General features: G+C 72.7%; 28 protein-coding genes. 21 read left to right on the top strand and 7 right to left on the bottom strand.

Going from position 1 to position 25,836, the window contains the following annotated elements; translation table 11 throughout:
• Positions 1-10 precede the first annotated feature (10 nt).
• The 3 genes from ABC270_RS01145 to ABC270_RS01135 are packed head-to-tail and all read left to right on the top strand — an operon-like array spanning position 11 to position 2,624.
• The gene (locus ABC270_RS01145) at positions 11-682 is read left to right on the top strand and encodes a hypothetical protein (protein ID WP_412879098.1); all 672 of its coding nucleotides are present in this window, start codon (positions 11-13) and stop codon (positions 680-682) included.
• A 49-nt stretch (positions 683-731) separates the two neighbouring features.
• Positions 732-2,177 (top strand): phytoene desaturase family protein, encoded by a 1,446-nt coding sequence (locus ABC270_RS01140; RefSeq protein ID WP_412879097.1) that lies wholly within the window; start codon positions 732-734, stop codon positions 2,175-2,177.
• Positions 2,178-2,180: 3 nt separating this feature from the next.
• Positions 2,181-2,624, top strand: coding sequence for an SRPBCC family protein (locus tag ABC270_RS01135; RefSeq protein ID WP_412879096.1), 444 nt, complete (start codon positions 2,181-2,183; stop codon positions 2,622-2,624).
• Between the two features lie 68 nt (positions 2,625-2,692).
• Here ABC270_RS01135 and ABC270_RS01130 read toward each other — a convergent pair whose 3' ends face one another.
• On the bottom strand, positions 2,693-3,511 hold the full coding sequence (locus tag ABC270_RS01130; protein ID WP_412879095.1) for a shikimate 5-dehydrogenase: 819 nt from the start codon (positions 3,509-3,511) through the stop codon (positions 2,693-2,695).
• Positions 3,512-3,587: 76 nt separating this feature from the next.
• On the opposite strand from ABC270_RS01130, the gene ABC270_RS01125 reads away from it, so the two are divergent.
• The 3 genes from ABC270_RS01125 to ABC270_RS01115 all read left to right on the top strand — a co-directional run bounded on the left by ABC270_RS01125 (position 3,588) and on the right by ABC270_RS01115 (position 6,338).
• Entirely contained in the window at positions 3,588-4,526 is a 939-nt protein-coding gene (locus ABC270_RS01125) for an NADP-dependent oxidoreductase (RefSeq protein ID WP_412879094.1), read from the top strand.
• A gap of 83 nt (positions 4,527-4,609) precedes the next feature.
• Positions 4,610-4,822, top strand: a complete 213-nt coding sequence (locus ABC270_RS01120) for a PspC domain-containing protein (RefSeq protein ID WP_412879093.1) — start codon at positions 4,610-4,612, stop codon at positions 4,820-4,822.
• 70 nt (positions 4,823-4,892) lie between these two features.
• Positions 4,893-6,338, top strand: coding sequence for an L-serine ammonia-lyase (locus ABC270_RS01115; protein ID WP_412879092.1), 1,446 nt, complete (start codon positions 4,893-4,895; stop codon positions 6,336-6,338).
• Here the strand turns inward: ABC270_RS01115 and ABC270_RS01110 are convergent.
• Positions 6,319-6,582, bottom strand: coding sequence for a hypothetical protein (locus tag ABC270_RS01110; RefSeq protein ID WP_412879091.1), 264 nt, complete (start codon positions 6,580-6,582; stop codon positions 6,319-6,321). The two genes, ABC270_RS01115 and ABC270_RS01110, sit on opposite strands and share 20 nt — an antisense overlap.
• An 84-nt stretch (positions 6,583-6,666) precedes the next feature.
• Here ABC270_RS01110 and ABC270_RS01105 point away from each other — a divergent pair, with 84 nt between their 5' ends.
• From ABC270_RS01105 to ABC270_RS01075, 7 genes are read left to right on the top strand one after another with little or no spacing between them, the layout of a single operon-like run.
• Positions 6,667-6,879 (top strand): hypothetical protein, encoded by a 213-nt coding sequence (locus tag ABC270_RS01105; RefSeq protein WP_412879090.1) that lies wholly within the window; start codon positions 6,667-6,669, stop codon positions 6,877-6,879.
• Between the two features lie 39 nt (positions 6,880-6,918).
• A complete protein-coding gene (locus ABC270_RS01100) occupies positions 6,919-8,607 on the top strand; it encodes a bifunctional 3'-5' exonuclease/DNA polymerase (RefSeq protein ID WP_412879089.1) in 1,689 nt (562 codons plus the stop codon).
• Positions 8,608-8,640: 33 nt separating this feature from the next.
• The gene (locus ABC270_RS01095) at positions 8,641-9,447 is read left to right on the top strand and encodes a phosphatase PAP2 family protein (RefSeq protein WP_412879088.1); all 807 of its coding nucleotides are present in this window, start codon (positions 8,641-8,643) and stop codon (positions 9,445-9,447) included.
• Positions 9,448-9,457: 10 nt separating this feature from the next.
• The gene (locus ABC270_RS01090; protein WP_412879087.1) at positions 9,458-11,110 is read left to right on the top strand and encodes a serine/threonine-protein kinase; all 1,653 of its coding nucleotides are present in this window, start codon (positions 9,458-9,460) and stop codon (positions 11,108-11,110) included.
• 36 nt (positions 11,111-11,146) lie between these two features.
• Positions 11,147-14,281: a GH92 family glycosyl hydrolase gene (locus ABC270_RS01085; RefSeq protein WP_412879086.1), complete on the top strand. Its 3,135-nt coding sequence runs from the start codon at positions 11,147-11,149 to the stop codon at positions 14,279-14,281.
• A 34-nt stretch (positions 14,282-14,315) separates the two neighbouring features.
• Positions 14,316-14,546 (top strand): hypothetical protein, encoded by a 231-nt coding sequence (locus tag ABC270_RS01080; protein WP_412879085.1) that lies wholly within the window; start codon positions 14,316-14,318, stop codon positions 14,544-14,546.
• Positions 14,547-14,592: 46 nt separating this feature from the next.
• On the top strand, positions 14,593-14,793 hold the full coding sequence (locus ABC270_RS01075) for a hypothetical protein (protein WP_412879084.1): 201 nt from the start codon (positions 14,593-14,595) through the stop codon (positions 14,791-14,793).
• A 6-nt stretch (positions 14,794-14,799) separates the two neighbouring features.
• On the opposite strand, the gene ABC270_RS01070 is transcribed toward ABC270_RS01075, so the two are convergent.
• The 3 genes from ABC270_RS01070 to ABC270_RS01060 form a co-directional block, all read right to left on the bottom strand.
• Positions 14,800-15,309: a GNAT family N-acetyltransferase gene (locus ABC270_RS01070; RefSeq protein WP_412879083.1), complete on the bottom strand. Its 510-nt coding sequence runs from the start codon at positions 15,307-15,309 to the stop codon at positions 14,800-14,802.
• A gap of 113 nt (positions 15,310-15,422) precedes the next feature.
• The gene (locus ABC270_RS01065) at positions 15,423-16,349 is read right to left on the bottom strand and encodes an aldo/keto reductase (RefSeq protein ID WP_412879082.1); all 927 of its coding nucleotides are present in this window, start codon (positions 16,347-16,349) and stop codon (positions 15,423-15,425) included.
• Between the two features lie 106 nt (positions 16,350-16,455).
• Positions 16,456-17,067: a CG0192-related protein gene (locus tag ABC270_RS01060; protein ID WP_412879081.1), complete on the bottom strand. Its 612-nt coding sequence runs from the start codon at positions 17,065-17,067 to the stop codon at positions 16,456-16,458.
• 75 nt (positions 17,068-17,142) lie between these two features.
• On the opposite strand from ABC270_RS01060, the gene ABC270_RS01055 reads away from it, so the two are divergent.
• From ABC270_RS01055 to ABC270_RS01045, 3 genes are all read left to right on the top strand, one after another.
• On the top strand, positions 17,143-17,988 hold the full coding sequence (locus tag ABC270_RS01055; RefSeq protein ID WP_412879080.1) for a putative RNA methyltransferase: 846 nt from the start codon (positions 17,143-17,145) through the stop codon (positions 17,986-17,988).
• The gene (locus ABC270_RS01050; RefSeq protein ID WP_412879079.1) at positions 17,985-18,542 is read left to right on the top strand and encodes a GNAT family N-acetyltransferase; all 558 of its coding nucleotides are present in this window, start codon (positions 17,985-17,987) and stop codon (positions 18,540-18,542) included. The genes ABC270_RS01055 and ABC270_RS01050 overlap by 4 nt, the downstream gene beginning before the upstream one ends.
• Positions 18,543-18,657: 115 nt before the next feature.
• Positions 18,658-19,101, top strand: coding sequence for a hypothetical protein (locus ABC270_RS01045; RefSeq protein WP_412879078.1), 444 nt, complete (start codon positions 18,658-18,660; stop codon positions 19,099-19,101).
• Between the two features lie 3 nt (positions 19,102-19,104).
• On the opposite strand, the gene ABC270_RS01040 is transcribed toward ABC270_RS01045, so the two are convergent.
• Positions 19,105-19,617 (bottom strand): hypothetical protein, encoded by a 513-nt coding sequence (locus ABC270_RS01040; RefSeq protein WP_412879077.1) that lies wholly within the window; start codon positions 19,615-19,617, stop codon positions 19,105-19,107.
• A 52-nt stretch (positions 19,618-19,669) separates the two neighbouring features.
• Complete coding sequence (locus ABC270_RS01035) at positions 19,670-20,089, bottom strand: VOC family protein (protein ID WP_412879076.1); 420 nt, start codon at positions 20,087-20,089, stop codon at positions 19,670-19,672.
• Positions 20,090-20,150: 61 nt separating this feature from the next.
• Between ABC270_RS01035 and ABC270_RS01030 the strand changes: the two genes are divergently transcribed.
• From ABC270_RS01030 to kdpC, 5 genes are all read left to right on the top strand, one after another.
• The gene (locus tag ABC270_RS01030) at positions 20,151-21,092 is read left to right on the top strand and encodes a helix-turn-helix transcriptional regulator (protein WP_412879075.1); all 942 of its coding nucleotides are present in this window, start codon (positions 20,151-20,153) and stop codon (positions 21,090-21,092) included.
• Positions 21,093-21,318: 226 nt separating this feature from the next.
• Complete coding sequence (locus ABC270_RS01025) at positions 21,319-21,408, top strand: potassium-transporting ATPase subunit F (protein WP_412879074.1); 90 nt, start codon at positions 21,319-21,321, stop codon at positions 21,406-21,408.
• Positions 21,408-23,093 carry a potassium-transporting ATPase subunit KdpA gene (gene kdpA / locus ABC270_RS01020; protein ID WP_412879073.1) on the top strand — a complete coding sequence of 562 codons (1,686 nt, stop codon included), beginning with the start codon at positions 21,408-21,410 and terminating at the stop codon, positions 23,091-23,093. The genes ABC270_RS01025 and kdpA overlap by 1 nt, the downstream gene beginning before the upstream one ends.
• A gap of 29 nt (positions 23,094-23,122) precedes the next feature.
• A complete protein-coding gene (kdpB, locus tag ABC270_RS01015; protein ID WP_412879072.1) occupies positions 23,123-25,228 on the top strand; it encodes a potassium-transporting ATPase subunit KdpB in 2,106 nt (701 codons plus the stop codon).
• 2 nt (positions 25,229-25,230) lie between these two features.
• Positions 25,231-25,833, top strand: a complete 603-nt coding sequence (gene kdpC / locus ABC270_RS01010; protein WP_412879071.1) for a potassium-transporting ATPase subunit KdpC — start codon at positions 25,231-25,233, stop codon at positions 25,831-25,833.
• Positions 25,834-25,836 lie beyond the last annotated feature (3 nt).

Raw genomic sequence — 25,836 nt, 5'->3', positions numbered from 1 at the left:
TCGTCGTGGCATGGCCCTGTTCGGACGACGCAGCAAGAACGACGTGCGCGACCGACCCGTGAGTCAGGTCGAACTGAAGCGCGCCGTCGACGAGGGGTTCCTCATCGCCAAGGCGGCGATCGTCGTGGCGGTCGCGAACCGCATCATCACGAACGCCCTCCGCGACCAGGGGTACTTCGACCACGCGCTCATCGCCGACGCCGCCCGCCAGGAACTCCACCGGATGGCCGAGGAGCAGCGCGGCGACGCTGCCCGCATGCGCGAGATCCGTGCCACCGCGAGCAAGCAGAAGGGGCGGTCCCGGCACCAGCACGACTACCGCCGTGGCGACGACCACAAGCTCCGCACACGCGAGGCCACGTACGAGGAGCTCGCCGCCCTGCTCGACCGCCGCCGGGACGACCAGAAGTTCGTCGACGGCATCGTGCTGCAGGCCCGGGCCCGCGCGTGGGACGACATCGGCACGACGGTGGTCGGACGCCTCGGGTGGGCGCAGCGCCCGACCGACGACTACGAGATCGGTCGCGACGAACGCCTGCAGCAGATGCTCGACGAGGACTTCGCGGCCCTGCTCGCAGAGCACCCGGTCGGCTCCACGGCCCCGGACGCCGACGAGCCCGACGACGTCGACGGCGACGAGGACGGCTCCGACCCGGCCGACGCCGACACCGCCCGCGCCTGACGAACACTGCTGAGCGCGAGCGCACGGTCGCGTCCCTAGGCTCTGGTGCATGGTGGACGCGGTGGTGGTCGGAGCAGGGCCGAACGGACTCGCGGCAGCGGTGACGCTCGCGCGCGCCGGGCTCAGCGTCGAGGTCGTCGAACGGAACGCCACCATCGGTGGGGGAGCACGGACGGCCGAGCTCACCCTGCCCGGCTTCCGCCACGACGTCTGCTCCGCCGTGCACCCGATGGCGCTGCAGTCCGAGTTCTTCCGCGCGTTCCGGCTCGAGGACCGCATCGAGCTCCGGCTGCCCGAGGTCCAGTACGGCCACCCGCTCGACGGCGGCCGCGCCGGCATCGCGTACCGCGACATCGCGGAGACCGCGGCCGGCCTCGGAGCGGACGGCCCGGCGTTCCACCAGCTGATGGCCCCGCTGGCGCGGCACTCGGACCAGGTCGCCGACTTCGCGACCGACGCGCTCCTGCACGTCCCTCGGCACCCGGTGACCGTCGCGAAGTTCGGACTCCGCGCGCTCGAGCAGGGGACCCGCGCCTGGAACGCCCGCTTCCGCGAGGACGTCGCACCCGCGATGGTCACGGGCGTCGCCGCGCACTCGATCCAGCACGTGCCCTCGCTGTCGACGGCGGCCGCTGCGCTGTCACTCGGCTCGTACGCACACGCCCGGGGCTGGCCCGTCCCGATCGGCGGGAGCCAGGCGATCGTCGACGCGCTCGCCGCGGACCTCCTGGCACACGGCGGCACGATCGAGACCGGTCGCGAGGTCACGAGCCTCGGCGACCTCACCCCCGCGAAGGCGGTGTTCTTCGACACGAGCGTCCCGGGGATGCTCCGGATCGCGGGGAGGCAGATCCCGACGCCGAAGCGTGGCGCGCTCCGGCGGTTCCGGTTCGGCAACGCCGCGGCCAAGGTCGACTTCGCGCTGTCCGGGCCGGTCCCGTGGGAGAACGAGCTGCTCCGGAAGGCGGGCACGGTGCACATCGGCGGGACGCGGGCCGAGATCGCCGCAGCGGAGGGGGCCGTCGCCCGCGGGCAGCACGCCGAGCGGCCGTACGTCCTGGGTTCCGAGCCGACCGTGGTCGACCCGAGCCGGGCTCCGGAGGGGAAGCACGTCTTCTGGGCGTACGCGCACGTCCCGGCCGGCTCCGACGTCGACCAGACCGAGGCCGTCACCCGGCAGATCGAGCGCTTCGCCCCGGGGTTCCGCGACCTCGTGCTGCACGCGTCGAGCCGCACTGCGGTGCAGATGGCCGAGTACAACCCGAACTACGAGCGAGGCGACATCGCGGCGGGGGCGGCGAGCTTCTGGCAGCTCGTGAAGCGTCCCGTGCTGTCATCGGACCCGTGGCGCATGGGCGGCGGCATGTACCTCGCCTCGCAGAGCGCGGCGCCGGGCCCCGGCGTGCACGGCATGGCCGGGTGGCACGCCGCGAAGAGCGCCCTGCGGCACACGTTCGGCCTGCCGGTCGACGTCGACCTCGCACCGGAGGAGTGACCCATGGCGAAGAACGTCCGCATCCTGCACTGCCGCCCCGAGGACGTGTTCGACGTCCTGCGTGACGGCTGGCTGTTCACGACCTGGGTGGTCGGGGCCTCCCGGATGCGCGGACAGGACGCCACCTGGCCAGCGGTCGGCACCCGCATCCACCACTCGTTCGGTGTGTGGCCGTTCGTCATCGACGACACCACGACCGTCGAGGTCTGGGATCCGCCCCGCGCGATGACGATCCGTCCGAAGGGGTGGCCGATCGGCGAGGCGCGGGTACAGCTCACCGTCGAGGAGCACCGTCGCGGCTGCAAGGTCACGATCGTCGAGAACGCGATCGCCGGACCCGGCTCCTACGTTCCGGACCTCCTCATGCAGCCGGCCATCTGGGTGCGGAACCGCGAGACGCTCCGGCGGCTCGGCTGGGTCGCCGCGGGTCGCGCCGGGCGCGACTGAGGACGGCCTGGAGGCCCGTGGCGGCGCCGCCACGGGCCTCCAGTCCGTTGCGACGACGGCCGCTGCCCCTACTCGGCGCGGCTGAACTCGCTCGCGCGACGCACCTGGTCATCCGTCAGGGCGACGCCGGTGTACCGCTCGAACTGCCGTGCCGCCTGCAGGGCGATGACCTCCGCGCCCGTGATGACGTGCTTGTCGGCCGCTCGTCCCGCGCGGACGAGCGGGGTCTCGGACGGGAAGGCGACCACGTCGAAGACGGTCGTCGCGGCGGCGATGCGGGCGTCCTCGAAGGCGAGCGCGTCCTGGTCCGCACCACGCATGCCGAGTGGGGTGACGTTCACGAGGACGTCCGCGTCACCGGCGTCGCGCTCGTCGGCGACCCGGTCGTAGCCGTACTGCGCGGCGAGGGCCGGACCGGTCTCGTCGTTGCGGGCGACGACCGTGAGGTGCTCGAACCCGGCACCGCGGAACGCCGCCGTGACGGCCTTGGCCATGCCGCCGGATCCGCGCAGCAGCACCTGCGACGAGGGGTCGACGTCGTGGGTCGCGAGCAGCGACGCGACCGCTTCGTAGTCGGTGTTCGAGGCCGTGAGGACGCCGTCGTCGTTCACGACGGTGTTGACGGACTGGATCGCGGCCGCCGACTCCTCGATGACGTCGACGAGCGGGATGATCGCCTCCTTGAAGGGCATCGACACCGAGCAGCCACGGATGCCGAGTGCCCGGATGCCCGCGACGGCACCCGGGAGGTCGGTGGTCGCGAACGCCTTGTAGAGGAAGTTCAGCCCGAGCTCGTCGTACAGGAAGTTGTGGAACCGGGTGCCGATGTTGCTCGGACGGGCCGCCAGCGACATGCAGACCTGCATGTCCTTGTTGAGGATGGGCATGGCGCCAGTGTCGCACGGTTGCGCTGATGGAGCGGTCCATGTTCGTCGGGGCGATCGCGGGCGTAGCGTCGACGGCATGGCAGAGCTCCCTGAGACCATGCGCGCCGTCCGGTTCTCCGAGTGGGGTGACCGGTCCGTGCTCCACGTCGAGCAGGTCCCCGTTCCCGAGGTCGAGGCGGGCCGGGTGCTCGTCCGGGTGCGCGCCGCCGGGATCAACCCGGGCGAGTCCGCGATCCGCCAGGGTCTGTTCGACGGCGAGGACCCGTCGAAGCTCCCTTCCGGCCAGGGCACGGACTTCGCGGGCATCGTCGTGGCGGTCGGTGAGGGTGTGGACGGCGTCGACGAGGGCGAGGAGGTCCTCGGCTGGTCGTGGGAGCGGTCGAGCCAGGCCGAGTACGTGTCCGTGCCGGCCGGTCAGGTCGTGCAGAAGCCGCACCTGCTGCCGTGGGAGGTCGCCGGCGGACTCGACGTCGTCGCGACCACCGCGGCCGCCGCCGTCCGAGCCGTCGATCCGCGACCGGGGGAGACCGTCGTGGTCTCCGGGGCTGCCGGTGGTGTCGGAGGTTTCGTCACGCAGCTGCTCACCAACGAGGGGATCGACGTCATCGCGATCGCCTCCGAGGCGAACCACGACTGGCTCCGGTCGAAGGGTGCTCGACCCGTCGCCTACGGCGAAGGTCTGCAGGAGCGGATCACGGAGCTCGCGACGAACGGCATCGACGCGCTCATCGACACGTACGGCCCCGAGTACGTGCACCTCGGCGTCGCGCTCGGCGTCCCGGTCGACCGCATCGAGACGATCATCGCGTTCGAGGCCGCGTCCGAGCTCGGGGCGAAGGCCTCGGGCAGCGCGGACACGGCGGACCCGGAGATCCTCGGAGCGCTCGCGCTGCAGGTCGCCGAGGGAGCCATCGAGGTCCCGATCGCAGCGACCTACCCGCTCGACCGCGTGCAGGACGCGTACGCCGAGCTCGAGCAGCGGCACACGCGGGGGAAGATCGTCCTCGTCCCGTAGCGCCCAGGGGGGGGTAGCCCCCACCGTCGCTCGCGGGGTACCCGGGTGTCCGGGAGCGGTGCGGGTTCCGTAGCGTGGTCGGCATGAGCACCTTCCTCCGTCCCCGTTCCGGACGACTCCTCGCCGGGGTCTGCGCCGGCATCGCCGACCGCCTTGGCTGGTCCCGCGCCCTCGTCCGCGTGGTGTGGGTGATCCTGAGCCTCTTCCCCGGCCCGCTCTGGGTCCTCTACGTCGTGCTGTGGATCCTCATGCCGGCCGAGGGCTCGCAGCGGCTGCGTCGCGTCCCTCGTCGATGACCGGCGCCGGTGTCCGACACCGGTGACCGGCACCGAGCCCCCGTCCGTCCGGACGGGCTAGTGTGGCGGCGTGCCGGTCTCCGTCTTCGATCTGTTCAGCATCGGTGTCGGCCCGTCGAGCTCCCACACGGTGGGGCCGATGCGCGCCGGGGCCGCCTTCGCAGCCGCCCTGCCCGACCACGGCGTGGCCTCGGTCCGCGTGGACCTCTACGGTTCGTTGGCGTCGACCGGCCACGGGCACGGCACGCTCGGTGCGGTCGCGGCAGGCCTGGGCGGTGCGGACCCCGAGACGGTCGACCCCGACCGGATGGCGATCGGACTCGGCGACCTCGAGCGCACGGGCGAGCTCCGCCTGGCGAACGGCACCACCGTGCCCTTCCGGCTCGGGGACATCGTCCTCCACCCGCTGACGATGCTGCCGCGTCACCCCAACGGCATGCGGCTCCGGGCGTCCGCCGCCGACGGCAGCCTGCTCGCCGACGAGACCTACTACTCGATCGGCGGCGGGTTCATCACCCGTGACGGCGAGACCGAGGGCGGCGAGACCGCCGGCGTCGGTGCGGCGGCCGAGGTCGCGGTGGCCGAGGTCGCGGCGGCCGCGGAGGTCGCGGGGGCTGCCATCCCCGTCGACGACCACGTGCCCCACCCGTTCTCGAGCGGCGCCGAGCTCCTCGCCGAGTGCGCGCGGACCGGCCTGCCCGTGAGCGGCATCGCGCTCGCGAACGAGGTCGCCCTCGACACGTCCGAGGCCGCCGTCCGCGAGCGACTCCTCGGCATCCACGCCGTCATGGAGCAGTGCGTCGAACGCTCGGTCCGCCGGACCGGCACGCTCCCGGGCGGTCTCGACGTCCGCCGTCGGTCGGCCACCTGGTACGAGCAGCTCGTCCGGGACGACCCCGACCACGACCCGCTCTTCGCGATGGAGTGGGTGAACCTCGTCGCGATGGCCGTGAACGAGGAGAACGCGACCGGCGGCCGGGTCGTCACCGCCCCGACGAACGGCGCGGCCGGGATCATCCCCGCGGTCCTGTCGTACGCGCTCACCTACGTCCCCGAGATCACCGCCGACCGCCGTGGCGACGCCGTGGTCCGGTTCCTGCTCACGGCCGGTGCGGTCGGCTCGATCTACAAGGAGCGGGCGTCGATCTCCGGCGCCGAGGTCGGTTGCCAGGGCGAGGTCGGCTCGGCGGCGTCGATGGCGGCCGCCGGGCTCGCGGAGGTCCTCGGCGGGACGCCCGAACAGGTCGAGAACGCGGCCGAGATCGCGATGGAGCACAACCTCGGGCTGACCTGCGACCCGATCGGCGGCCTCGTGCAGATCCCCTGCATCGAGCGGAACGCGATCGCGGCGAACAAGGCGATCAACGCCGCGCGGATGGCCCTCCGCGGCGACGGCGTCCACCACGTGTCCCTCGACCAGGTCGTCGAGACCATGCGGCAGACCGGCGCCGACATGTCGTCGAAGTACAAGGAGACGGCGATGGGCGGCCTGGCGGTCAACGTCCCGCTGTGCTGACCGGCTTCCCGCTCGCCCGGACCTCGTCGACCCGCATCTCGAGCCGGGCCGAGGTCGGGACCACCCTCGGTGCGCCGTCCGCGTCGAGCACCACGAGCGCGGTCGCACCCGGTGTCGCGAGTTCGTCGACCACCGTGCCGACGAGTCGCTCGCCGCGGTCGTCGTAGCGCACGGTCGCGTTCACGGGCACCTCGTCCGCAGGCACCTCCTGCCACGCGTCGTGGTCGTCGATCGTCCGTTGCACCGCTCCATCATCGCCCAGATGTCCAGAAGACGCAGAATCGCCGAACCATCGTCACGTTCAACGGGCGCGCGTACCGTCTGGCCCATGACCGAGCACGACGGACACCAGCACCCCGACCGCGACCACCTCGAGGACGGCGTCGACATGTCGTTCGAGGAGCGTCGGCAGGACACCCTGCGCCGCATGTCCGGGTCGGACGAGCACGACGCCGACCCCCGCGTCGAGGTCTCCGAGGCACCCGACGGCGACGTCCGGATCGACGTCGCCGACACCGCTGCGGTCCGACCGGGGGAGTGACCGTCACGGGAGGACGGTGGTCCACGGCATGATCGTCCCGTGCACCACGTCCTCCGCCGCGTCGACGGCGGCGTCCTCGCGACGCCCCTGACCGACGCGGGGACCGCGCAGGGCGAGCCGGTCCGCTTCGCCGAGTCGGGCCTCCCGGCCTTCGTCGCAGCACACGACGGGCCGAGCGTGCGCTGGGTCTGGGACGACACCTCCCGTTGGTACCCGGCCGTCCTCGCGGCCGGCGGTCGGGTCGCGCGGTGCGTCGACCTCCGGCTGGGCCGTCGCGTCCTCCGGGGCGCCCTCGCAGCGCGCGGGACGGCACTGCAGGCGTCCCCGCCCGACGCGCTCGACGCGCCACCCGCCCTGGAGGCACGGGCCGCCCAGCCGACGCAGGCCCGGCTCTTCGACGACGCGCTCTTCGCCGCGCCGGTGCCGGACGACGCGCTCGACCCGGTCGCCGAGTTCCGGGCACAGCTCGACGCCGTCGCGTCGTCCTCCGCGCCGGGCGCGCTGCGGCTGCTCCTGACCGCGGAGTCCGCGGGTGCGCTCGTCGCCGCCGAGATGCTGCACGCCGGACTCCCGTGGCGCGTCGACGTCCACGAACGGCTGCTCGAGCAGGAGCTCGGGCCGCGGGTGCCGTACGGCGTGCGCCCGCAGCGGCTCGAGGAGATCGCCGCCGTCATCCGCGAGCGTCTCGACGACCCCGGCCTGAACCCCGACTCGCCCGCCGACGTCCTCCGTGCGCTGCGCCGGGCCGGGCTCACCGTCACGAGCACCCGCAAGTGGGAGCTCCGCGAGCTCGACCACCCCGTCATCGAACCGCTCCTGGAGTACAAGCGGCTCGCCCGGCTCCTCACCGCGAACGGCTGGACGTGGCTCGACGACTGGGTCCGCGACGGCCGCTTCCACCCGAAGTACGTCGTCGGGGGCGTCGTCACCGGGCGGTGGGCGGCGGACGGGGGCGGAGCGATGCAGCTGCCGAAGGGCATCCGGAGCGCCGTGGTCGCCGACCACGGTTGGAAGCTCGTCGTGGCCGACGCCGCACAGCTCGAGCCTCGGGTGCTCGCGGCGATGGCGGGGGACCGCGCGATGGCCGCCGCCGGCGACGGTCGGGACCTCTACGACGGCGTCGTCGCCTCCGGGGCGGTCGAGACGCGTCAGCAGGCGAAGGGCGCGATGCTCGGCGCGATGTACGGCGCGACGCAGGGCGAGGGCGGCCGGCTCGTGCCCCGGCTCGCCCGCGCCTTCCCGCAGGCGTTGGCGCTCGTCGAGCGGGCAGCGCGGGCGGGGGAGCGCGGCGAGCCGGTCACGACCCTGCTCGGCCGGACGTCGCCCGTGCCGGAGGCGTCCTGGTTCGAGGCCCGCAACCGTGCCTACGCGGTGGAGGGCACCCCGGCGATGCAGCGGGCCGTCGAGTCGCGGGCCCGGAGCTGGGGGCGGTTCACCCGGAACTTCGTCGTGCAGGGCACCGCAGCGGAGTGGGCGCTCGCGTGGATGGGCTCGTTGCGGACGCGCCTCGCCGGGCGCTTCCCGGGGCCGGTCACGGCGGGACCGCACCTGGTGTTCTTCGTGCACGACGAGCTCGTGGTGCACGCGCCGGCCGAGCACGCCGAGTGGGTCGCCGACCAGGTCCGCGCGGCAGCGGTCGACGCCGGCCGGCTGCTGTTCCGCGACTTCCCGGTGACGTTCCCCCTGAGCGTGGCCGTGGTCGACTCGTACGCCGACGCGAAGGACTGACCGCTCACACCGACGACCGGGCAGGGTGGGTCGATGGACGGTACCCACGCCGAGACCCCCGACGAGCGCGTCGGCGACGTCGACCTCACCCGGTGGCGGACCCGGGCGGGTCGGACGATCGCCGACACCTGGGCCGCCCTGGGCCACCGGTACGGCGCGCTGCCCGTCCTCGTGCTCACGTTGGCGATCGGCATCGCCGTGGCCGTCACGGCGACGTGGGCCGCCTCCGAGGTCTACGACGCCGTCCGTGCCGGGGACGACGTCGCGGTGCTCGACCGCCCGGTGCTCGACTGGGTGCTCACGCTCCGGTCGCCCACCGCGGACACGCTCGTCACGTGGTGGACGGACGTGGCCGGCACCATCGGGATGCCGATCGTCGCCGTCGGGTTCCTGGTCGGGTTCACGATCCAGCGCCGGGCGTGGACGCCGTTGGTCCTGCTCGTCGCGGCGAGCGGTGGCTCGCTGCTCATGACCATCGCCGGCAAGGACCTCATCGGGCGTGCTCGTCCGCCCCTCGCCGATGCGGTGCCCCCGTACGAGCACTCCGCGTCGTTCCCGTCCGGGCACACCCTCAACGCCACGGTGGTGGTCGGGACGATCGTCTACCTGCTCGTCCTCCGGCAGTCCCGGCTGGTCGTGCGCGTGTGGACGATCGCCCTCGGGACGGTGTTCGTGCTGTCGATCGGTGCGTCCCGCGTGTTCCTCGGGCACCACTGGCTGACCGACGTGCTGGCGGCGTGGGCGCTCGGGCTGGCGTGGCTCGCGATCGTCGTCACGGCCCACCGGCTGTACCTGACGGCGCTCCGCCGTGGTGCGCGGCCCGTCAGGTCACCCCGGTAGGTTGCCGGACATGGAGGAACGGGTCTTCGGCGGCAGGTACCGCGTCACGGGCACGCTCGGGCACGGCGGGATGGCGTCCGTCTACCGGGCGGTCGACGAGATGCTCGGACGCGAGGTCGCGGTCAAGGTGTTCCGCATCGGGCCCGTCGACCACGGGGAACGCGCGCGGGCCGAGGCGGAGATCCAGGTGCTGGCGTCGCTCCGCAGCCCGACGCTCGTGACCCTCTACGACGCCGCACTCGACGACGTCGACGGTGACTCCTACCTGATCATGGAGCTCGTCCCGGGCAGTGACCTCGCGACGCGGCTCCGCGAGGGACCCCTCGACACCGTGACGACCGCGCGCGTCGGTGCGCAGATCGCCGAGGGCCTCGCCGCGGCCCACGCGCAGGGTGTCGTCCACCGCGACGTGAAGCCCGCGAACGTGCTGCTCGAGTCCGACGGCACGCACGTCAAGCTCGCCGACTTCGGCATCGCCCTGCTCCGCGACTCCGCCCGCGTCACCGGCACGGGCACCGTGATGGGCACCGCCGCCTACATCGCGCCGGAGCAGGTGATGGGGCAGCCGATCACGGGCAAGGCCGACGTGTACGCCCTCGGCCTGGTGCTCCTCGAGACCCTCAGCGGCAAGCGTCCGTTCCCGGGCAGCGCGGTGGAGTCCGCGACGGCCCGGCTCGCCCGCAGTCCGGAGATCGACCAGCACCTCCCGACCGCGTGGCGCACCCTCCTGCACGTGATGACCGCGACCGACCCGGACGAGCGTCCGACCGCAGCAGAGGCGGCCGAGCGACTCCGGGCCCTCGGCCGAGACGATGTGGCACCGGCGACGCAGCTCCTCCCGGGTGCGCCGGGGGCGATGACCCGCGCCGGTGTCGCCGGTGCCGCCGGAGCAGCGGCAGCCGCCGCGGCGGCCCGTCCGGACGACGCGCAGGCAGCGACCGCCCGGATGGACGCGACCGCACCCATGGACCCCGCCGACCGACCGGACGACGCGACCCGCGTGATGCCGGCGACCCGTGCCTCCCGGTCGGACGACGTGGCGACCACCGTGCTCGGTGCGGCTGGTGCCGGAGCAGCTGGTGCCGGTGTGGCCGGTGGTGGAGCAGCAGGAGTCGGTGCAGCAGGCGCCGGAGCGGGCGGCGGCGCAGCCGGCACCACGCCGCCCCGTCCGCCGGCCGGCGGCCCGGGCGGGCGACCGGACGAGGACGACCGTCGCCGTCGGCGTGGACCGATCGTCCTCGCGGTCGTGATCGCGGTGCTCGTCATCGCGGGCATCGTCGCCGCGGTGGTGGCCCTCGGCTCCGGATCGACGCCGGCACCGACGGAGTCGAGCACGTCGAGTCCCGGCGACCAGCAGCCGAGCAGCGAGCCGAGCCAGCCGGAGGAACAGCCGAGCCAGCCGGAGCAGCAACCGAGCGAGCCCGAGCAGCAGCCCTCCGAGCCGGAGCAGCAGCCGAGCGAACCCGCCGAGCCGAGCGAGGAGCCCTCGCAGGACCCCGTGCCGTCCGAGGTCCCCCAGCCGTCGAGTCCGGCGTCGAACCCGGTCGAGGCACCCCAGGGCAGCACGGACACCGCGGCCGACACCGGACCGGGCAAGGGCCGTGACACGGGCCCCGGTGCCGGCCCGGGCAACTCCGGCAACGCGCCCGGACACGGCGGGTAGGTTTCCTCCAGTCGATGGAGCAAATAGGCTCGTCGTGTGGATGAGCTGCAACGGAGCGGCGGGCCGACGACGGCCGTCGCGGCACGCAACGGTGTCGGGTACGTCTCGGCGGAGGCCTGGCTGGTCGAACGACCGTCCGGAGCCGACCCGACCGAGGGGATCGTGCCCGGGTTCGTCGGCCGCACGATCGCGCCCGGTGACGAACTGTCGTGGGTGTGGTTCCCCGAGCGGACCCTCCCGGAGGGCCTGACCGAACCCACCGAGGCCGAACTCCCGCACTTCTGGGACGCCACCGCGTTCAGCATCGACCTCGTGTGCACCGACGGCACCCGGCTCAGCGACACGGCACGCGACCAGTACGGCGACGCGCTGACCCCTGAGGCGCAGGACGCCGCGCGCAAGCAGTGGGTCGACCAGTGGAACCGTCGCGCGGTGGACCTCACGCCGCTCGCGGGTCGGGTCGTGGACCGCCTGGAGGCACGGCTCGGCTCCGCCACGCCGCACCCGGCCGGCGACGGCGCGCGTCCGGCGCTCCGCGGCTGGCTCGACGACGTCCGGCTCGGTCCGGCGCGACCCGAACCGCAGACGCCGCTCGACCACGTCCGCACCACCCGGGGCACGCAGGCGTCCTCCCGGTTCTCCCGCGGCAACAACGCGCCGCTCGTCGGACTGCCGCACGGCGGGGTCTTCGGGCTGCCCATGACCGACGCCTCGAGCAACCGGTGGCCGTACGCGTTCCACGAGCACTCGCTCGTCGACGACGCCGGACGGGTCCGCCCGGCGATCCAGGCCTTCGCGACGAGCCACATCCCGTCGCCGTGGATGGGGGACCGCGGCGTGTTCCAGGTCATGCCGTCCCCGCTCGACACCCCGGACCCGGACCGGACCGCCCGGGCGCTCGGGTTCGACCACGACGACGAGCAGGACGGTCCGCACCGCTACCGGGTCGCGCTCGACCACGGCGTCACGGCCGAGGTGACCGCGGGGGAGTTCGCCCTCGGGTTCCGGTTCACGGGCACCCGCAGCGTGGTGCTCGACCACCACGGCCGGGTCGCCGACGTCACGGTGACGGTCGCCGACGGGACGGCCGTCGTGGAGTGCCTGCTGGACGACCGACCCGGCACGCCGCCGCACCACGTGCACCTCCGGGTGCCCGGTGTCACCGCGGACCACACCACCGTGACGGACGACGAGCTCCGCGGCTGGTTCGCCGTCGACGGGGACGTCGACGTGCTGCTCGGCATCTCGACGGTCTCGGCGGAGGACGCCCGCGCGAACCTCGACGCCGCCGGCGACTTCGACACGATGCGCGTCCGGGCCGAGGAGCGCTGGACCGCGGAACTCTCCACGATGTCGTTCGAGGGCGCGACCCCGGACCAGCTGACGTCGCTGTACTCGGGCCTCTACCGGCTGTTCCTCTACCCGAACCGCGCCGGCGAGACGGCCCGCGACGGCACCCCGCGCCACCGCTCCCCGTACGGCTCCGTCCAGGCGTCACCGATCCGCGACGAACCCGGCCCCGAGGTCGTCGAGGGGCTGTTCACCACGACCAACGGGTTCTGGGACACCTACCGGACGGCGTGGCCGCTGCTCGCGCTCCTCACCCCGGAGACCGCGGGCGAACTGGCGCAGGGCTTCGTCGAGCACCACCACGACGGCGGGTGGACACCCCGGTGGAGTGCCCCCGGCGCCGAGGACTGCATGACCGGCACCACGAGCGACACCGTCTTCGCCGACCTCGCCGCGAAGGGCATCGACGGGTTCGACCTCGCGGCGGCGTACCGGAGCGCGGTGCGCAACGCGACCGTCCCGCCGCGTGACGAGCGCGTCGGACGGAAGGGGAGCCTCCCGGGCGCCTTCCGCGGCCACGTCGACACCGCCACCCACGAGGGGATGAGCTGGACCCTCGACGCCGCGATCAACGACTGGGGACTCGCCGTCATGGCGGACCTGCTCGCGCGTCGCGCGTCGACCGACGCCGAGCGCCTCCGGGCGGAGCACGAGTGGTTCGCCCGGCGCTCCCTGCAGTACCGGAACGTGTTCGACACCGAACGCGGCTTCTTCATCGGACGGGACCCGGACGGCTCGTGGCGGGTCGGCACCGAGTTCGACCCGCGGGACTGGGGCGACGACTACACCGAGACCAACGCCTGGGGCACGGCCTTCACCGCACCCCACGACGGCGCCGGCATCGTGGACCTGCACGGCGGCCCTGCTCGGTTCGACGCCGCCCTCGACGCGTTCTTCACCACCCCCGAGACCGGCTCGACCGAGCGGAGTGGCTCCTACGGCTTCCCCATCCACGAGATGACCGAGGCCCGGGACGTCCGGACGGGCATGCTCGGGCTGTCGAACCAGCCGGCGCACCACATCCCGTTCTTCCCGATGTTCACCGGGCGGCACGACGACGCGCACCGGATCGTCCGCGGAGCACTGGAACGGCTCTTCGTCGGTTCCGACCTCGGACAGGGGTACCCGGGGGACGAGGACAACGGCGAGATGAGCGCCTGGTACGTCTTCGCGACGATCGGCCTGTACCCGCTGGCGCCCTCGACGGGGACCTACGTGCTCGTGCCCCCGTCGGTGCGTCGGACGGTCCTGCGTCCCGCGTCGTCGGACGGGAGCGCGACGCCGACCGTGGTCGAGGTCGTGTCGGGACCGGTCGGCGGGTACGTCGCGTCGGTGACGGTCGACGGGGCGCCCTGGGAGTCCGTCAGCATGCCGCACGAGATCGTGGCCGCCGCGTCGCGGATCGAGTTCACGCTGTCCTCGGAACCCACCGGGTGGGCATCCGACTCGCGCCCCGTCTCGGCGTCCGACGTGCACGGGTTCCGGGACACCCCGGTCGACCTGCTGCGGGCCGGGTCGCACCCGCTGAGCGACGACACCGGCCGGACGGCCACCGCGCTCGCGGCGGGGACGTCCGTGACGTTCGAGGTGCCGCCCGTGCCCGTGTCCCTGTACACGGTGACCGTCGAGGCGGCGGGGACGTACTCGTGGGACGTGTCGCTCGACGGGGTGACGGCGTCCGTCCACGGGGCCGAGTTCGCCTGGGCGGGCCAGACGCGGGTCTTCCGGCTGGAGGGCACCGGGTCGTCGTTCACGTTCTCCGCCGTCACGGACGTCGCGCTCACGCAGCTCGAGCTCGTCGCGGCGGACGGACAGCGTTGACCCGGCGTTCACCCGTGCGGAGCATGCTCAGCCCATGTCGATGAGCACACCGTTCGATCCCGAGCAGCCCGGCGCGTCCGTCCCCGTGGACGGCTCGGACGCCACCGAGCTCGAAGTGGAGGAGGAGCGCGGCGCGGACGTCGGGCCCGATGCCGGCGACCCAAGCGTCTCGCCGGTCGACCACCACGACGAGGACGAGGCCGGTGGCGGCCCGGTGTTCCGTCGTCCGCAGGCCGGCGAACGGCTGCACCCGGACGACCTCTGACGAGCTTCTTGGCTGATTGCCATGCGCGTCGGGCATGCTCGGCCGCATGTCGATCGCGAACTCCTGGGATCCCTCCGGTGGCCGGGCCATCCCCGAGGACCAGGTGAAGGAAGACGGGCTCGAACTCGACGAGGACACGGCTGCCGAGCTCGGTGTCTCGTTCGACGTCGTCGGGGGAGCGTCGGCCGACCCGGCGCGGGTGTCCCCGGTGGACGTCGCCGTGCCGACACCCCCGTCCGAGGACTGACCCCCGTCAGCGCGCGTACTTGAACCCGACGTGCGACCCGACGAACCCGAGCCGCTCGTAGAAGCGGTGGGCGTCCGTCCGGGCGGCGTCCGACGTCAGCTGCACCAGCGAGGCCCCGAGCGCCGGAGCGGCCTCGTCCGTCACCCACCGCATCAGTGCCGTTCCGACCCCACCCGAACGCCGCGTGCTGCTGACCCGTACGGCCTCGACGAGCAGGCGCGTCGCCCCGCGGCGAGCCATTCCGGGGATCCGGGTGAGCTGGAGCGTGCCGACCACTGATCCCGAAGCGTCCTCCGCGACGAGCAGGGCGTTGGACGGGTCGTCGACGACACCGCGGAGCGCAGCGGCGTAGCGCGGATGGTCCTCCGGCGCGGACAGGTCACCGCGGGCGGCGCTGATCGGATCGTCCGACAGCAGCGCGATCAGTGCGTCGAGGTCGTCGTCGGCCGCGTTCCGGAGCACCAGCGTCCCGGTGGGAGCGTCGAGTCGGACGGGCAGCGCGAGTTCGGTGAGCACGGGACCACCCTGCCGTACGTGGCGTCGATGTCTGCACAACCAAAGTCACCTCGAACCGTGCGGAGCCGCGGTTCGAGGTGACTTCGGTTGTGCGTGGCGCGGCGCGAACGCGCTCAGGGGACCGTGTGCCCCGCCGCAGTGAAGATCCGGTACCACTCCTCGCGCGAGAGCTCCACGTCGGAGCCCGCTGCCGAGTCGCGCACCCGCTGTGGGTTCGTCGTCCCGAGGACCACCTGGAAGTGCGCCGGGTGCCGGGTGATCCACGCCACCGCGATGCCGGTCGGGGTGACACCGTGCGCCGCCGCGACCTCGTCGAGCACGTCGTTCAGTTCCGCGTACTGCTCGCGGTCGCCGAGGAACACCCCGTCGAAGAAGCCCTTCTGGAACGGCGACCAGGCCTGCAGCGTGATGTCGTTGAGGCGCGAGTGGTTGAGGATGTCGTTGTCCCGGTCGACGGACTGGTCGAGCCCGCCCATGTTCGCCGCGACGCCCTGAGCGATGACGTTCGCGTGCGTGATGCTCAGCTGCACCTGGTTGAAGGCGAGCGGCTGGTTCACCGAGCGACGCAGCAGATCGACCTGGCCGGGCGTGTGGTTCGAGACGCCGAAGTGGTGGACCTTCCCCGCGGCGTGCAGCTCGTCGAAGGCCTTCGCGACCTCCTCCGGCTCGACGAGGGCATCGGGGCGGTGCAGCAGCAGGACGTCGATGTAGTCGGTGCGGAGGGCCTCGAGCGACTCCTCGACCGACGACGTGATGTGCTCGTACGAGAAGTCGAAGTACCCCTGTCGGATGCCGACCTTCGTCTGCAGCACGATCTCGGAGCGCTCGGACGGCGACAGCGTCACGGCCTCGGCGAACCGGGCCTCGCAGCCGTGCCAGCCGCCGTAGATCGCGGCGTGGTCGAACATCGTGACGCCCGCGTCACGCGACGCCGAGTACAGCGAGCGGACGTCCTCGTCGCTCATGTCGTTGATCCGCATGAGCCCGACGACGACGTCGGACGCGGTGAGGTCGGTCTGTGGCAACTCCAGTGTCTTCACGACGTCGATCCTGCCAGCGGGGGCGGGCGCGCGGCAGGCCCTGGCAGTACCCCGGGCGCGCGCCGCGTCGAGCGCCCTCCTGCCGTGTCGCGCCGGCGACGACGGCTCAGTCGGCGAGCACCACGAGCACCCCGGACCCGGTCGACCAGGATGCCCGCAGGGTCTCGCCGGACGGCACGGGCGACCCGACCACCCGCAGGACGACCAGCTCGCCGTGCCCCGTGTCGATCGTCGTCTCGCCCTCCTCGGTCCGGGTGTCGATCGTCGTGACCGTGGGCGACGAGGGGGCCGAGCCACTGCCGACCGCCGTGCACTCCTTGTCCCAGGTACCCGGTCCGTCGGCCCGTTCGAGCTCGGCCTCGTGGTCGCCCGTCGCGATCGTGCGGCGCACCACGTCGGCGTAGACCGGATCGCCGGTGGCGTCGTAGACCCAGCGACGGCCGAGGACCGAGTGGTCCATCTCGGTGACGAGGAAGGCGTCCGCCCGGTCGAGTGGCGCGTCCCGGTACGTCAGCGGCGTGTGCAGGAGCCGCCCCGAGGCGGTCCGCACGACGATCGTCTCGATCCCGACCTCGCCCTCCGGGTCGTCGAGCCGGAAACGAGCGACGACCTCGATCTCCTCGCCCGGCGTGACCCCGCTCCAGGCCTGGGACGGCAACCAGGCGGCGAGCGCCTCGGCCTTGGACGGTCGGAGTTCCGCACGGTGGATGATCGCCATGCACCGACCGTACCGAGGACTGCTCAGGTCAGGTACGACATCCGGCCAGGGCACCGACGGCCCTACGCTGGGAGGGTGCGCGACGACCTGCTCCCCGTGCTCGCCTGCCCCGTCTGCGCCGAGCCGCTCGGCCGTGTCGACGGGCAGGTGGGCTGCGCGGACGGGCACCGCTTCGACGAGGCCAAGCAGGGGCACCTGACGCTCCTGCCCGCCAAGCGTCGGTCGCTCACCGCGGACACCCCGGAGATGGTCGACGCGCGGGTCCGGTTCCTCGGTCGTGGGCACTACGCGCCCGTCGAGCGGGCGCTCGCCGCGGTCGTCACGGCGGCGACGGCCCCCGGCATCGTCCTCGACGTCGGGTCCGGACCCGGCACCTACCTCGCGCATGCGCTGCGCGCGGCGGACGGGAGGCCCGTGGGCGCGCCCGGCGCGCCGCCGGCGGCGCGGCTCGGGGTCGCGCTGGACCTCTCGCCCGTCGCGATCCGGCGTGCGGCGCGCGTCCACGAGCGCGCGGGAGCCGTCATCGGGGACGTGACCGAGCGCCTCCCGGTCGTCGACGGCGCCGCCGCCGTCCTGCTCGACGTGTTCGCGCCACGCAACCAGACGGAGTACGCCCGAGTCCTCCACCCCGACGGCGTGCTCGTCGTCGTGACCCCGCGGGTCGGGCACCTGGCGGAGCTCGCGGAGGCGACCATCTCGGTCGACCCCGAGAAGGAGCGCCGCCTGTACGACTCGCTGTCGCCGTCGTTCGTCCGTGGGTCCTCCGAGGACCTCACCTGGACGATGGAGCTCGACGCCGAGGACGTGCACGACGTCGTGCACATGGGTCCGAGCCACCACCACGTCGCCGCGGACGCCGTGTACGCCCCGACCGCGGTCACGGCAGCGGTGACGATCAGCACCTGGAGCCCCGCACCGTGACCGTTCCCCGGGCCCTCGCCGCACAGCCCGTGCTCCGGACGGGGCGTCTGACACTGTCGCAACTCGGCCCGGAGCACCTGGATCCAGTGATGGCTGGCCTCGCGGACGAGGAGGCGATGCGCCTCACCGGTACCCGTGCCCGCTTCACCCGTGAGCAGGTGCTCGCACACCTGTCGGGCCTCCCCGGCGCCGATGACCGGGCGGACTTCGCGATCACCGGGCCGGACGGTGCGTACCTCGGCGAGGTCGTCCTCAACGAGCTCGAGGAGGACGACCGGTCGATGAACTACCGGATCGCACTCGCCGGCCCGACCCTGCGCGGACGCGGGTACGGGACCGAGGCGGGCCGTGCGGTGGTGGCGTGGGCCTTCGACGTCGTGGGTCTGCACCGGGTGTCGCTCGAGGTGTACGCGTTCAACCCCGCGGCGCAGCGGTCCTACGAGAAGATCGGCTTCGTCGTCGAGGGGCGGGCCCGCGAAGTCCTGCGGGACGGTGACGGCTGGGTCGACGCGATCACGATGGGGTTGCTCGCATCGGACCCTCGCCCGAGATGAGGGGTGGCGCGGAGCAGAGCGCGGCGAGCCCTCCTCCTTCCGGAACCGGGCTGTGGAGGCCTCCCTGTCGAGTGACCGGCCCCGGGCCGGGTGACGGGTGGATCCGGTAGAAGTGATGCATGATGACGATGTGTCGAGTCGTCGTCATGCCCGTGTCACCGCCACCGTCCTCCTGCTGTCGGTCGGAGCGAGCGTGGCGTTGACGGGGTGCACCGCATCGCCCGAGTCCGGGACGACCGGCTGCGTCCCGCGGTTCACGGTGACCCCGGAGACCGCGCGGGCCGGCGACACCGTGACGTTCTCGACGGCGGACGAGTGTGATGTGGACGTGCCGGACGGTGGGTGGCGGATCGGGGTCAGCGACGACCGCGGTGTCCGCGACGACGACCTCGTTCGCTCGTCCGGGACGTTCGACGGTTCGTGGTCGGTCTCCGTCCCACTGCCCGCCGACCTTCGCTCGGGGGAAGGGATGCTCGGTATCGAGAACTGGGACTACTCGTCCTGCCCGGACAACGCGAGCTGCGCGGGACCGTTCGGCAACCTGACGATCACCCGCTGACCGTCACTGGCCTCGGGCTGCGCGACGTCGAGCGGCGTGCGCCCGGACCCGTGCACGATCCAGGGTCCCGCCGAGCTGCACGAGCAGCCACAGCACACCGACGGCCCCCGCCGCGATCGGGGTGACGAACAGCTCGACGTCGATGCCCGGCGCCCGCCACCAGTCGATCGACCACCCGGCGACGACGCCGAACAGCAGGACCGCCGTCCCGATCCACCAGCCGCGGCCGGGCAACGTCCAGAGGCCGGCCGAGGCGAGGACGACGAGCGCCCACGAGCCGATCGGCGCGAAGGAACGGGGGTCGTCCGTCCCGCACGACGACACCGCGCACTCCCAGACGACGGTGTGCGCGACGCCCGCGTACCAGTGCACCAGGAGGCACGCAGCCACGAGCGCCAGGAGCCCGATCAGCGGGCCTGCCCACCGCCGGACGCGGGCGGACCGGGAGCGACGACGCCGCCCACCGGTCCACCCCTCGCCGAGCTCGTAGCCGGGCATCGGTCGGTACTCGGGCATCCAGGCACCGTACCGTCCGCAGGTTTTCGTGCAGAAGTGCTCCGGAACGGCGTCAGCCCTGCGCCCCGGCCACGTCGAGCGCCCAGACGACGCCGAAGCGGTCGCGGAGCTGCCCGGCGAGCGCCGACCAGGCCGACGGTGCGAGCGGCTGGCGGACCTCCGCGCCGTCGAGCAGCCCCGCCCAGTACCGCTCGATCTCGGCGGCGTCGTCCCCGTGGACGAAGACGTAGAAGGCGTCGCTGCCCTGGTCGTAGGGCTGACCGGGCCAGACGTCGAACGCCATGATGCGGAAGCCGGCGTCGGTCGTCACCTGTCCGAAGACGATCCGATCGGCCCAGGCCGGCTCGTCGGAGGCGCCCATCGCGCCGTAGGTCATGGACGCGACCTCGCCGCCGAAGACGCGGGCGTAGTGGTCGAGGGCCTCGCGGGCCTGTCCGTCGAAGTTGAGGTGGGTCGTGGTCTCGATGCTCATGGGACGAGCATCTTGGGCGATGCGGTCAGATCGTGACCGCTTCTCCACGGATACTTGCAGCATGGCCGGACCGTCGTCGCGCATGCTCACGCTGCTGTCCCTGCTGCAGGTGCACCGGGACTGGCCGGGCGACGAGCTCGCCGGTCGCCTCGAGGTCAGCCCGCGCACGCTCCGCCGGGACGTCGACCGCCTCCGGGAGCTCGGGTACCGCATCGAGGCGCTCCGCGGACCTGCCGGCGGGTACCGGCTCGCCGCGGGCGCCGACCTCCCGCCGCTGCTCTTCGACGACGACCAGGCCGTCGCGATCGCGGTCGCCCTCGCGGTGGCCCCGGCGTCGGGCGCCGACATCGCCGAGGGGGCCGTCCGTGCACTCGCGACGATCCGGCAGGTGATGCCCGAGCGGCTCCGGAACCGCGTCGGTGCGGTCGAGGTCGTGGCCACGGCCGCGCGCACGACCGTGGACCCGGACGTGTTGGTCGAGGTCAGCCGCGCGGTGTCTGCGCACGAGGTGCTGCGGTTCGGCTACGGACCGGACGAGCACCCCCGCCGGGTCGAGCCGCACGCCGTGGTCGCCCGGTCCGGTCGCTGGTACCTCCTGGCGTGGGACCTCGAGCGGTCGGACTGGCGGACGTTCCGGGTGGACCGCATCGTGCCGCGGGCGCCGACGCGGCTGCGCTTCGCGCCGCGCGAGGTCCCCTGGAACGACCCGGCGTCCTTCGTGGCGGCGCGCTCCAAGGGGTCCGCGGTCGAGGACGTGTGGCCGTGCACGGGCACCGTGGAACTGCACTGTCCGGCCAGCACGGTCGAGCCCTACCTCGAAGCGGCGGACGACCTTGTCGAGACGGGGCCCGACCGCTGTCGTCTGACCACCGGTTCGTGGTCCTGGGAGGCGCTCGCCGCGCGGGTCGCCGGGTTCGCCGTCGAGTTCACGGTGAGTGGCCCGCCGTCACTCCGGGCGGCGACGGCGGCCGTCGGGGACCGTCTCCACGCAGCGTCCCGTTAGGACCGCGCATGCGTCCGTCAGGACGCCGTCAGGGATCCGTTAGGACCGGCCTGGAGGCACGACACCGGTCGCACGATCGGTGACGCACCAGGAATGGTGCGGTCCGCACCGCCCGGTGCTGGACCCGTGCAACCTACGGAGTCCTCGTGTTCGACGTGTTCGTCGTCGCCGGTGTCCTCGCCGTGTTCGGTGTGGTCGCCCTCATCGCCAAGGGGCTGGAGCGGCTGTGATCGGCATCACCATCGCCGCGGCCGTCCTCGGCGTCGCCGCTGTCGTCTACCTGGTCTGGGCGCTCGTCCGGCCGGAGGAGTTCTGATGAGCGCGGGGGACACGTGGGCCGGCATCGCCCAGGTCGCGCTGCTCGTCCTGCTCCTCGTCGTCTGCTACCGCCCCGTCGGTGACTGGATGGCGAGCGTCTACACGCCCGTTCGGCACGGTCGCGTCGAGCGCGGGGTGTACCGGGTCATCGGTGTCGACCCCGACGCCGAGCAGTCCTGGCCCGCGTACCTGCGGGGTGTCCTGCTGTTCAGCGTCGTCGGGCTGCTCGTCGTCTACCTCCTGCAGCGCATCCAGGTCGTGCTACCGGGTGACCTCGGGCTGCCGAACGTCGGGCCGTCGCTCGCGTTCAACACGGCGGCGTCCTTCGTCGCCAACACGAACTGGCAGTCCTACTCGCCCGAGGCGACGGTCGGCTACAGCGTCCAGATGGCGGGCCTCGCGGTGCAGAACTTCCTGTCCGCGGCCGTCGGTCTCGCGGTCGCCGTGGCACTCGTCCGTGGGTTCGCCCGTCGGACGTCGGGCGTGCTCGGCAACGTGTGGGTGGACGTCGTGCGCGGCACGGTCCGACTCCTGCTGCCGGGTGCCTTCGTCTTCGCGATCGTCCTCATCGCGGGCGGTGTCATCCAGTCCTGGGGTGCCGGTACGGACGTGACGACCCTCGCCGGTGGGACCCAGCACATCCCGGACGGCTTCGTCGCCTCGCAGGAGGCCATCAAGGAGCTCGGCACGAACGGCGGCGGGTACTTCAACGCGAACTCGGCGCACCCGTTCGAGAACCCGCAGGCGTGGACGAGCCTCCTCGAGGTGTTCCTCATGCTCGTCATCCCGTTCTCCCTGCCGCGGACGTTCGGACGGCTCGTCGGCGACGACCGTCAGGGGTACGCGATCCTCGCCGTGATGGGTGGGATCTTCCTCGTGTCGCTCTCGGTGATGTCGATCGCCGAACTCGGCGGGGGCGGCACCGCCACCCACGCCGCCGGCGCGGCGATGGAGGGCAAGGAGGCCCGGTTCGGCATCCTCGGCTCGACGCTCTTCGCCACCGCGACGACCTCCACGTCCACCGGCGCCGTCAACGCCATGCACGACAGCTTCACGCCGATCGGCGGCATGATGGCCCTGCTCAACATGATGCTCGGCGAGATCAGCCCCGGCGGGACGGGATCCGGCCTCTACGGCATGCTCGTCCTCGCCGTGATCACGGTGTTCATCGGCGGCCTGCTCGTCGGCCGCACCCCGGAGTACCTCGGCAAGAAGATCCGGGCGCGTGAGATGACCTTCGCCGCCCTCTACATCCTCGTCACGCCGACGCTCGTGCTGCTCGCCACCGGGCTGTCCCTCGTGATCCCCGGCGTCCGCGAGCAGGTGGTCGGGACGAGCATCTTCAACCCGGGCAACCACGGCCTCTCGGAGCTGCTCTACGCGTACACCTCGGGCGCGAACAACAACGGCTCGGCGTTCGGCGGCCTCACCGCGAACACGACGTGGATGAACTCCTCGCTCGGCGTCGTGATGCTCCTCGGACGCTTCCTGCCGATGGTGCTCGTGCTGGCGCTCGCCGGCTCGCTCGCCCAGCAGGACAAGGTCCCGGCGACCTCCGGCACCCTCCCGACCCACCGGCCGCTGTTCATCGGCCTCCTCGGGGGTGTGGCGGTCATCGTCACCGCCCTCACCTACTTCCCGGTGCTCGCACTGGGCCCCCTCGCAGAAGCGCTCGCACGATGAACGCACCGTCGACGTCCAAGGACAACCTCATGACCACCGCGACCACCGCGCCCGAGGCGACCACCGCCTCCAGGCCGACCACCTCGTCCGCCTTCGGACCCCGCCAACTGCTGGCGGGCCTCCCGGGCGCCCTGCGCAAGCTCGACCCGCGCCTCATGTGGCGCAACCCCGTCATGTTCATCGTCGAGGTGGGCGCAGCCCTGACGACCGTCACGCTGTTCGTCGAGCCGTCCGCCTTCACCGTCGCCATCGCCGTCTGGCTCTGGCTGACCGTCGTCTTCGCGAACCTCGCCGAGTCCGTGGCCGAGGGCCGCGGCAAGGCGCAGGCCGACACGCTCCGCAAGACCCGCTCGACCACGAGCGCCCGCCGGGTCATCGGCTACGCCGCCGCCGATCCCGCCGCCACCGGCAACCAGACCGAGGAGGTCGCGTCCGTCGACCTCGCCAAGGGCGACGTCGTCGTGGTCGTCGCGGGCGAGGTCATCCCGGGCGACGGCGACGTGGTCGACGGCATCGCGTCCGTCGACGAGTCCGCCGTCACCGGGGAGTCGGCCCCGGTCATCCGCGAGTCGGGCGGCGACCGCAGCGCCGTCACGGGCGGCACCCGGGTGCTGTCCGACCGCATCGTCGTGCGGATCACCTCGACCCCCGGCGAGACCTTCATCGACCGGATGATCCGGCTCGTCGAGGGTGCTGCCCGGCAGAAGACGCCCAACGAGATCGCGCTGAACATCCTCCTCGCGTCGCTGTCGATCGTGTTCGTCATCGTCTGCCTCACGATGCAACCCATCGCCGGACTCGTCGGCGCGACCGTGAGCATCCCGGTGCTCATCGCCCTGCTCGTCTGCCTCATCCCGACCACCATCGGCGCGCTGCTCTCCGCGATCGGCATCGCCGGCATGGACCGCCTCGTGCAGCACAACGTGCTCGCGATGTCGGGCCGTGCGGTCGAGGCGGCCGGTGACATCACGACCCTGCTGCTCGACAAGACCGGCACGATCACGTACGGCAACCGTCGTGCGTCCCGCGTGGTGCCGGTGCCCGGTGTCACCGAGGCCGATCTGATGGAGGCGGCGGCACTGTCGAGCGCCGCCGACAGCACCCCCGAAGGCCGCTCGATCGTCGACCTGGCCGCCGAGGCCGGGATCGGCGCCGGACTCCCCGCCGGTGCGGTCGAGGTGCCGTTCACCGCGCAGACCCGCATGTCCGGCCTCGACCTGACCGACGGGACCGAGGTCCGGAAGGGCGCCGCCGCAGCGGTGCTCGCCTGGGCCGCCGCGTCCTCCTCCGCGCCGGAGCCGCACATCGTGTCCGCGATCGACGCCACGGTCGCGGAGGTTTCCGACCAGGGCGGCACCCCGCTCGTGGTCGCCCGCCGCTCGGCCTCGGGCGCGGTCACGCTGCTCGGCGTCGTGCACCTCAAGGACGTCGTGAAGGACGGCATGTCCGCGCGGTTCGCGCAGCTGCGCGAGATGGGCATCCGCACGGTGATGATCACGGGCGACAACCCGCGCACCGCCAAGGCGATCGCGGCCGAGGCCGGCGTCGACGACTTCCTCGCCGAGGCCACCCCGGAGGACAAGCTCGCACTGATCCGCAAGGAGCAGGAGGGCGGCAACCTCGTCGCGATGACCGGCGACGGCACGAACGACGCCCCGGCCCTGGCGCAGGCGGACGTCGGCGTCGCGATGAACACCGGCACCACGGCGGCGAAGGAGGCGGGCAACATGGTCGACCTCGACTCCGACCCGACCAAGCTCATCGACGTCGTCCGGATCGGCAAGCAGCTGCTCATCACCCGCGGCGCGCTCACCACGTTCTCGATCGCCAACGACGTGGCGAAGTACTTCGCGATCATCCCGGCCATGTTCCAGCTGGCGTTCCCGGGCCTCGCAGCGCTCAACATCATGGGGCTGCACAGCCCGTCGTCCGCGATCCTCTCCGCGGTCATCTTCAACGCGCTCGTCATCGTGGCGCTCATCCCGCTGTCACTGCGCGGCGTCACGTACCGCGCCGCCTCGGCGTCGTCGATCCTCGGCCGCAACCTGCTCGTCTACGGGCTCGGCGGCGTGGTCGTCCCCTTCATCGGCATCAAGCTGATCGACCTCGTGGTCGGTCTCATCCCGGGGTTCTAGTCATGGCATCTGCACGTTCGACCTTCCGTTCCGCTTCGGTGGCGGTCCGCCTCACCCTCCTCTGCACCGTCGTCCTCGGCGTCGCCTACCCGCTCGCGGTTTGGGGCGTCGGGCAGGCCGCCTTCCACGACCAGGCGAACGGCTCGATGGTCACCGACTCGTCCGGGAAGGTCGTCGGCTCGTCGCTCATCGGCCAGTCGTTCGACGGGTCCGGCTCCGCCCGCTGGTTCCAGTCCCGCCCGAGCGCGGCGGGTGAGAAGGGCTACGACGCGAACGCGTCCAGCGGCTCGAACCTCGGCCCGAACAACCCGGACCTGCTGAAGGCGATCGAGGAGCGCAAGGCCGCGATCGCGAAGGCCGACGGGGTTCCCGAGTCATCGGTCCCGGCGGACGCGGTCACCGCCTCGGGCTCCGGGCTGGATCCGGACATCAGCCCGGAGTACGCGATGCTGCAGGTCTCGCGCGTGGCGGAGGCCCGCGGGCTCCCGGAGTCGACGGTCCGCGCGCTCGTCGAGCAGCACACCGAGTCGCGGCAGCTCGGGTTCCTCGGCGAGCCCGTCGTGAACGTCCTCGAGCTGAACCTGGCGCTCGCGAAGGCGTCCTGACGG

The organism is Curtobacterium phoenicis (assembly GCF_047238015.1).
Classification (GTDB): domain Bacteria; phylum Actinomycetota; class Actinomycetes; order Actinomycetales; family Microbacteriaceae; genus Curtobacterium.
The sequence above is the reverse complement of the archived record's forward strand: the minus strand, read 5'-3'. Positions and strand labels throughout refer to the sequence as shown.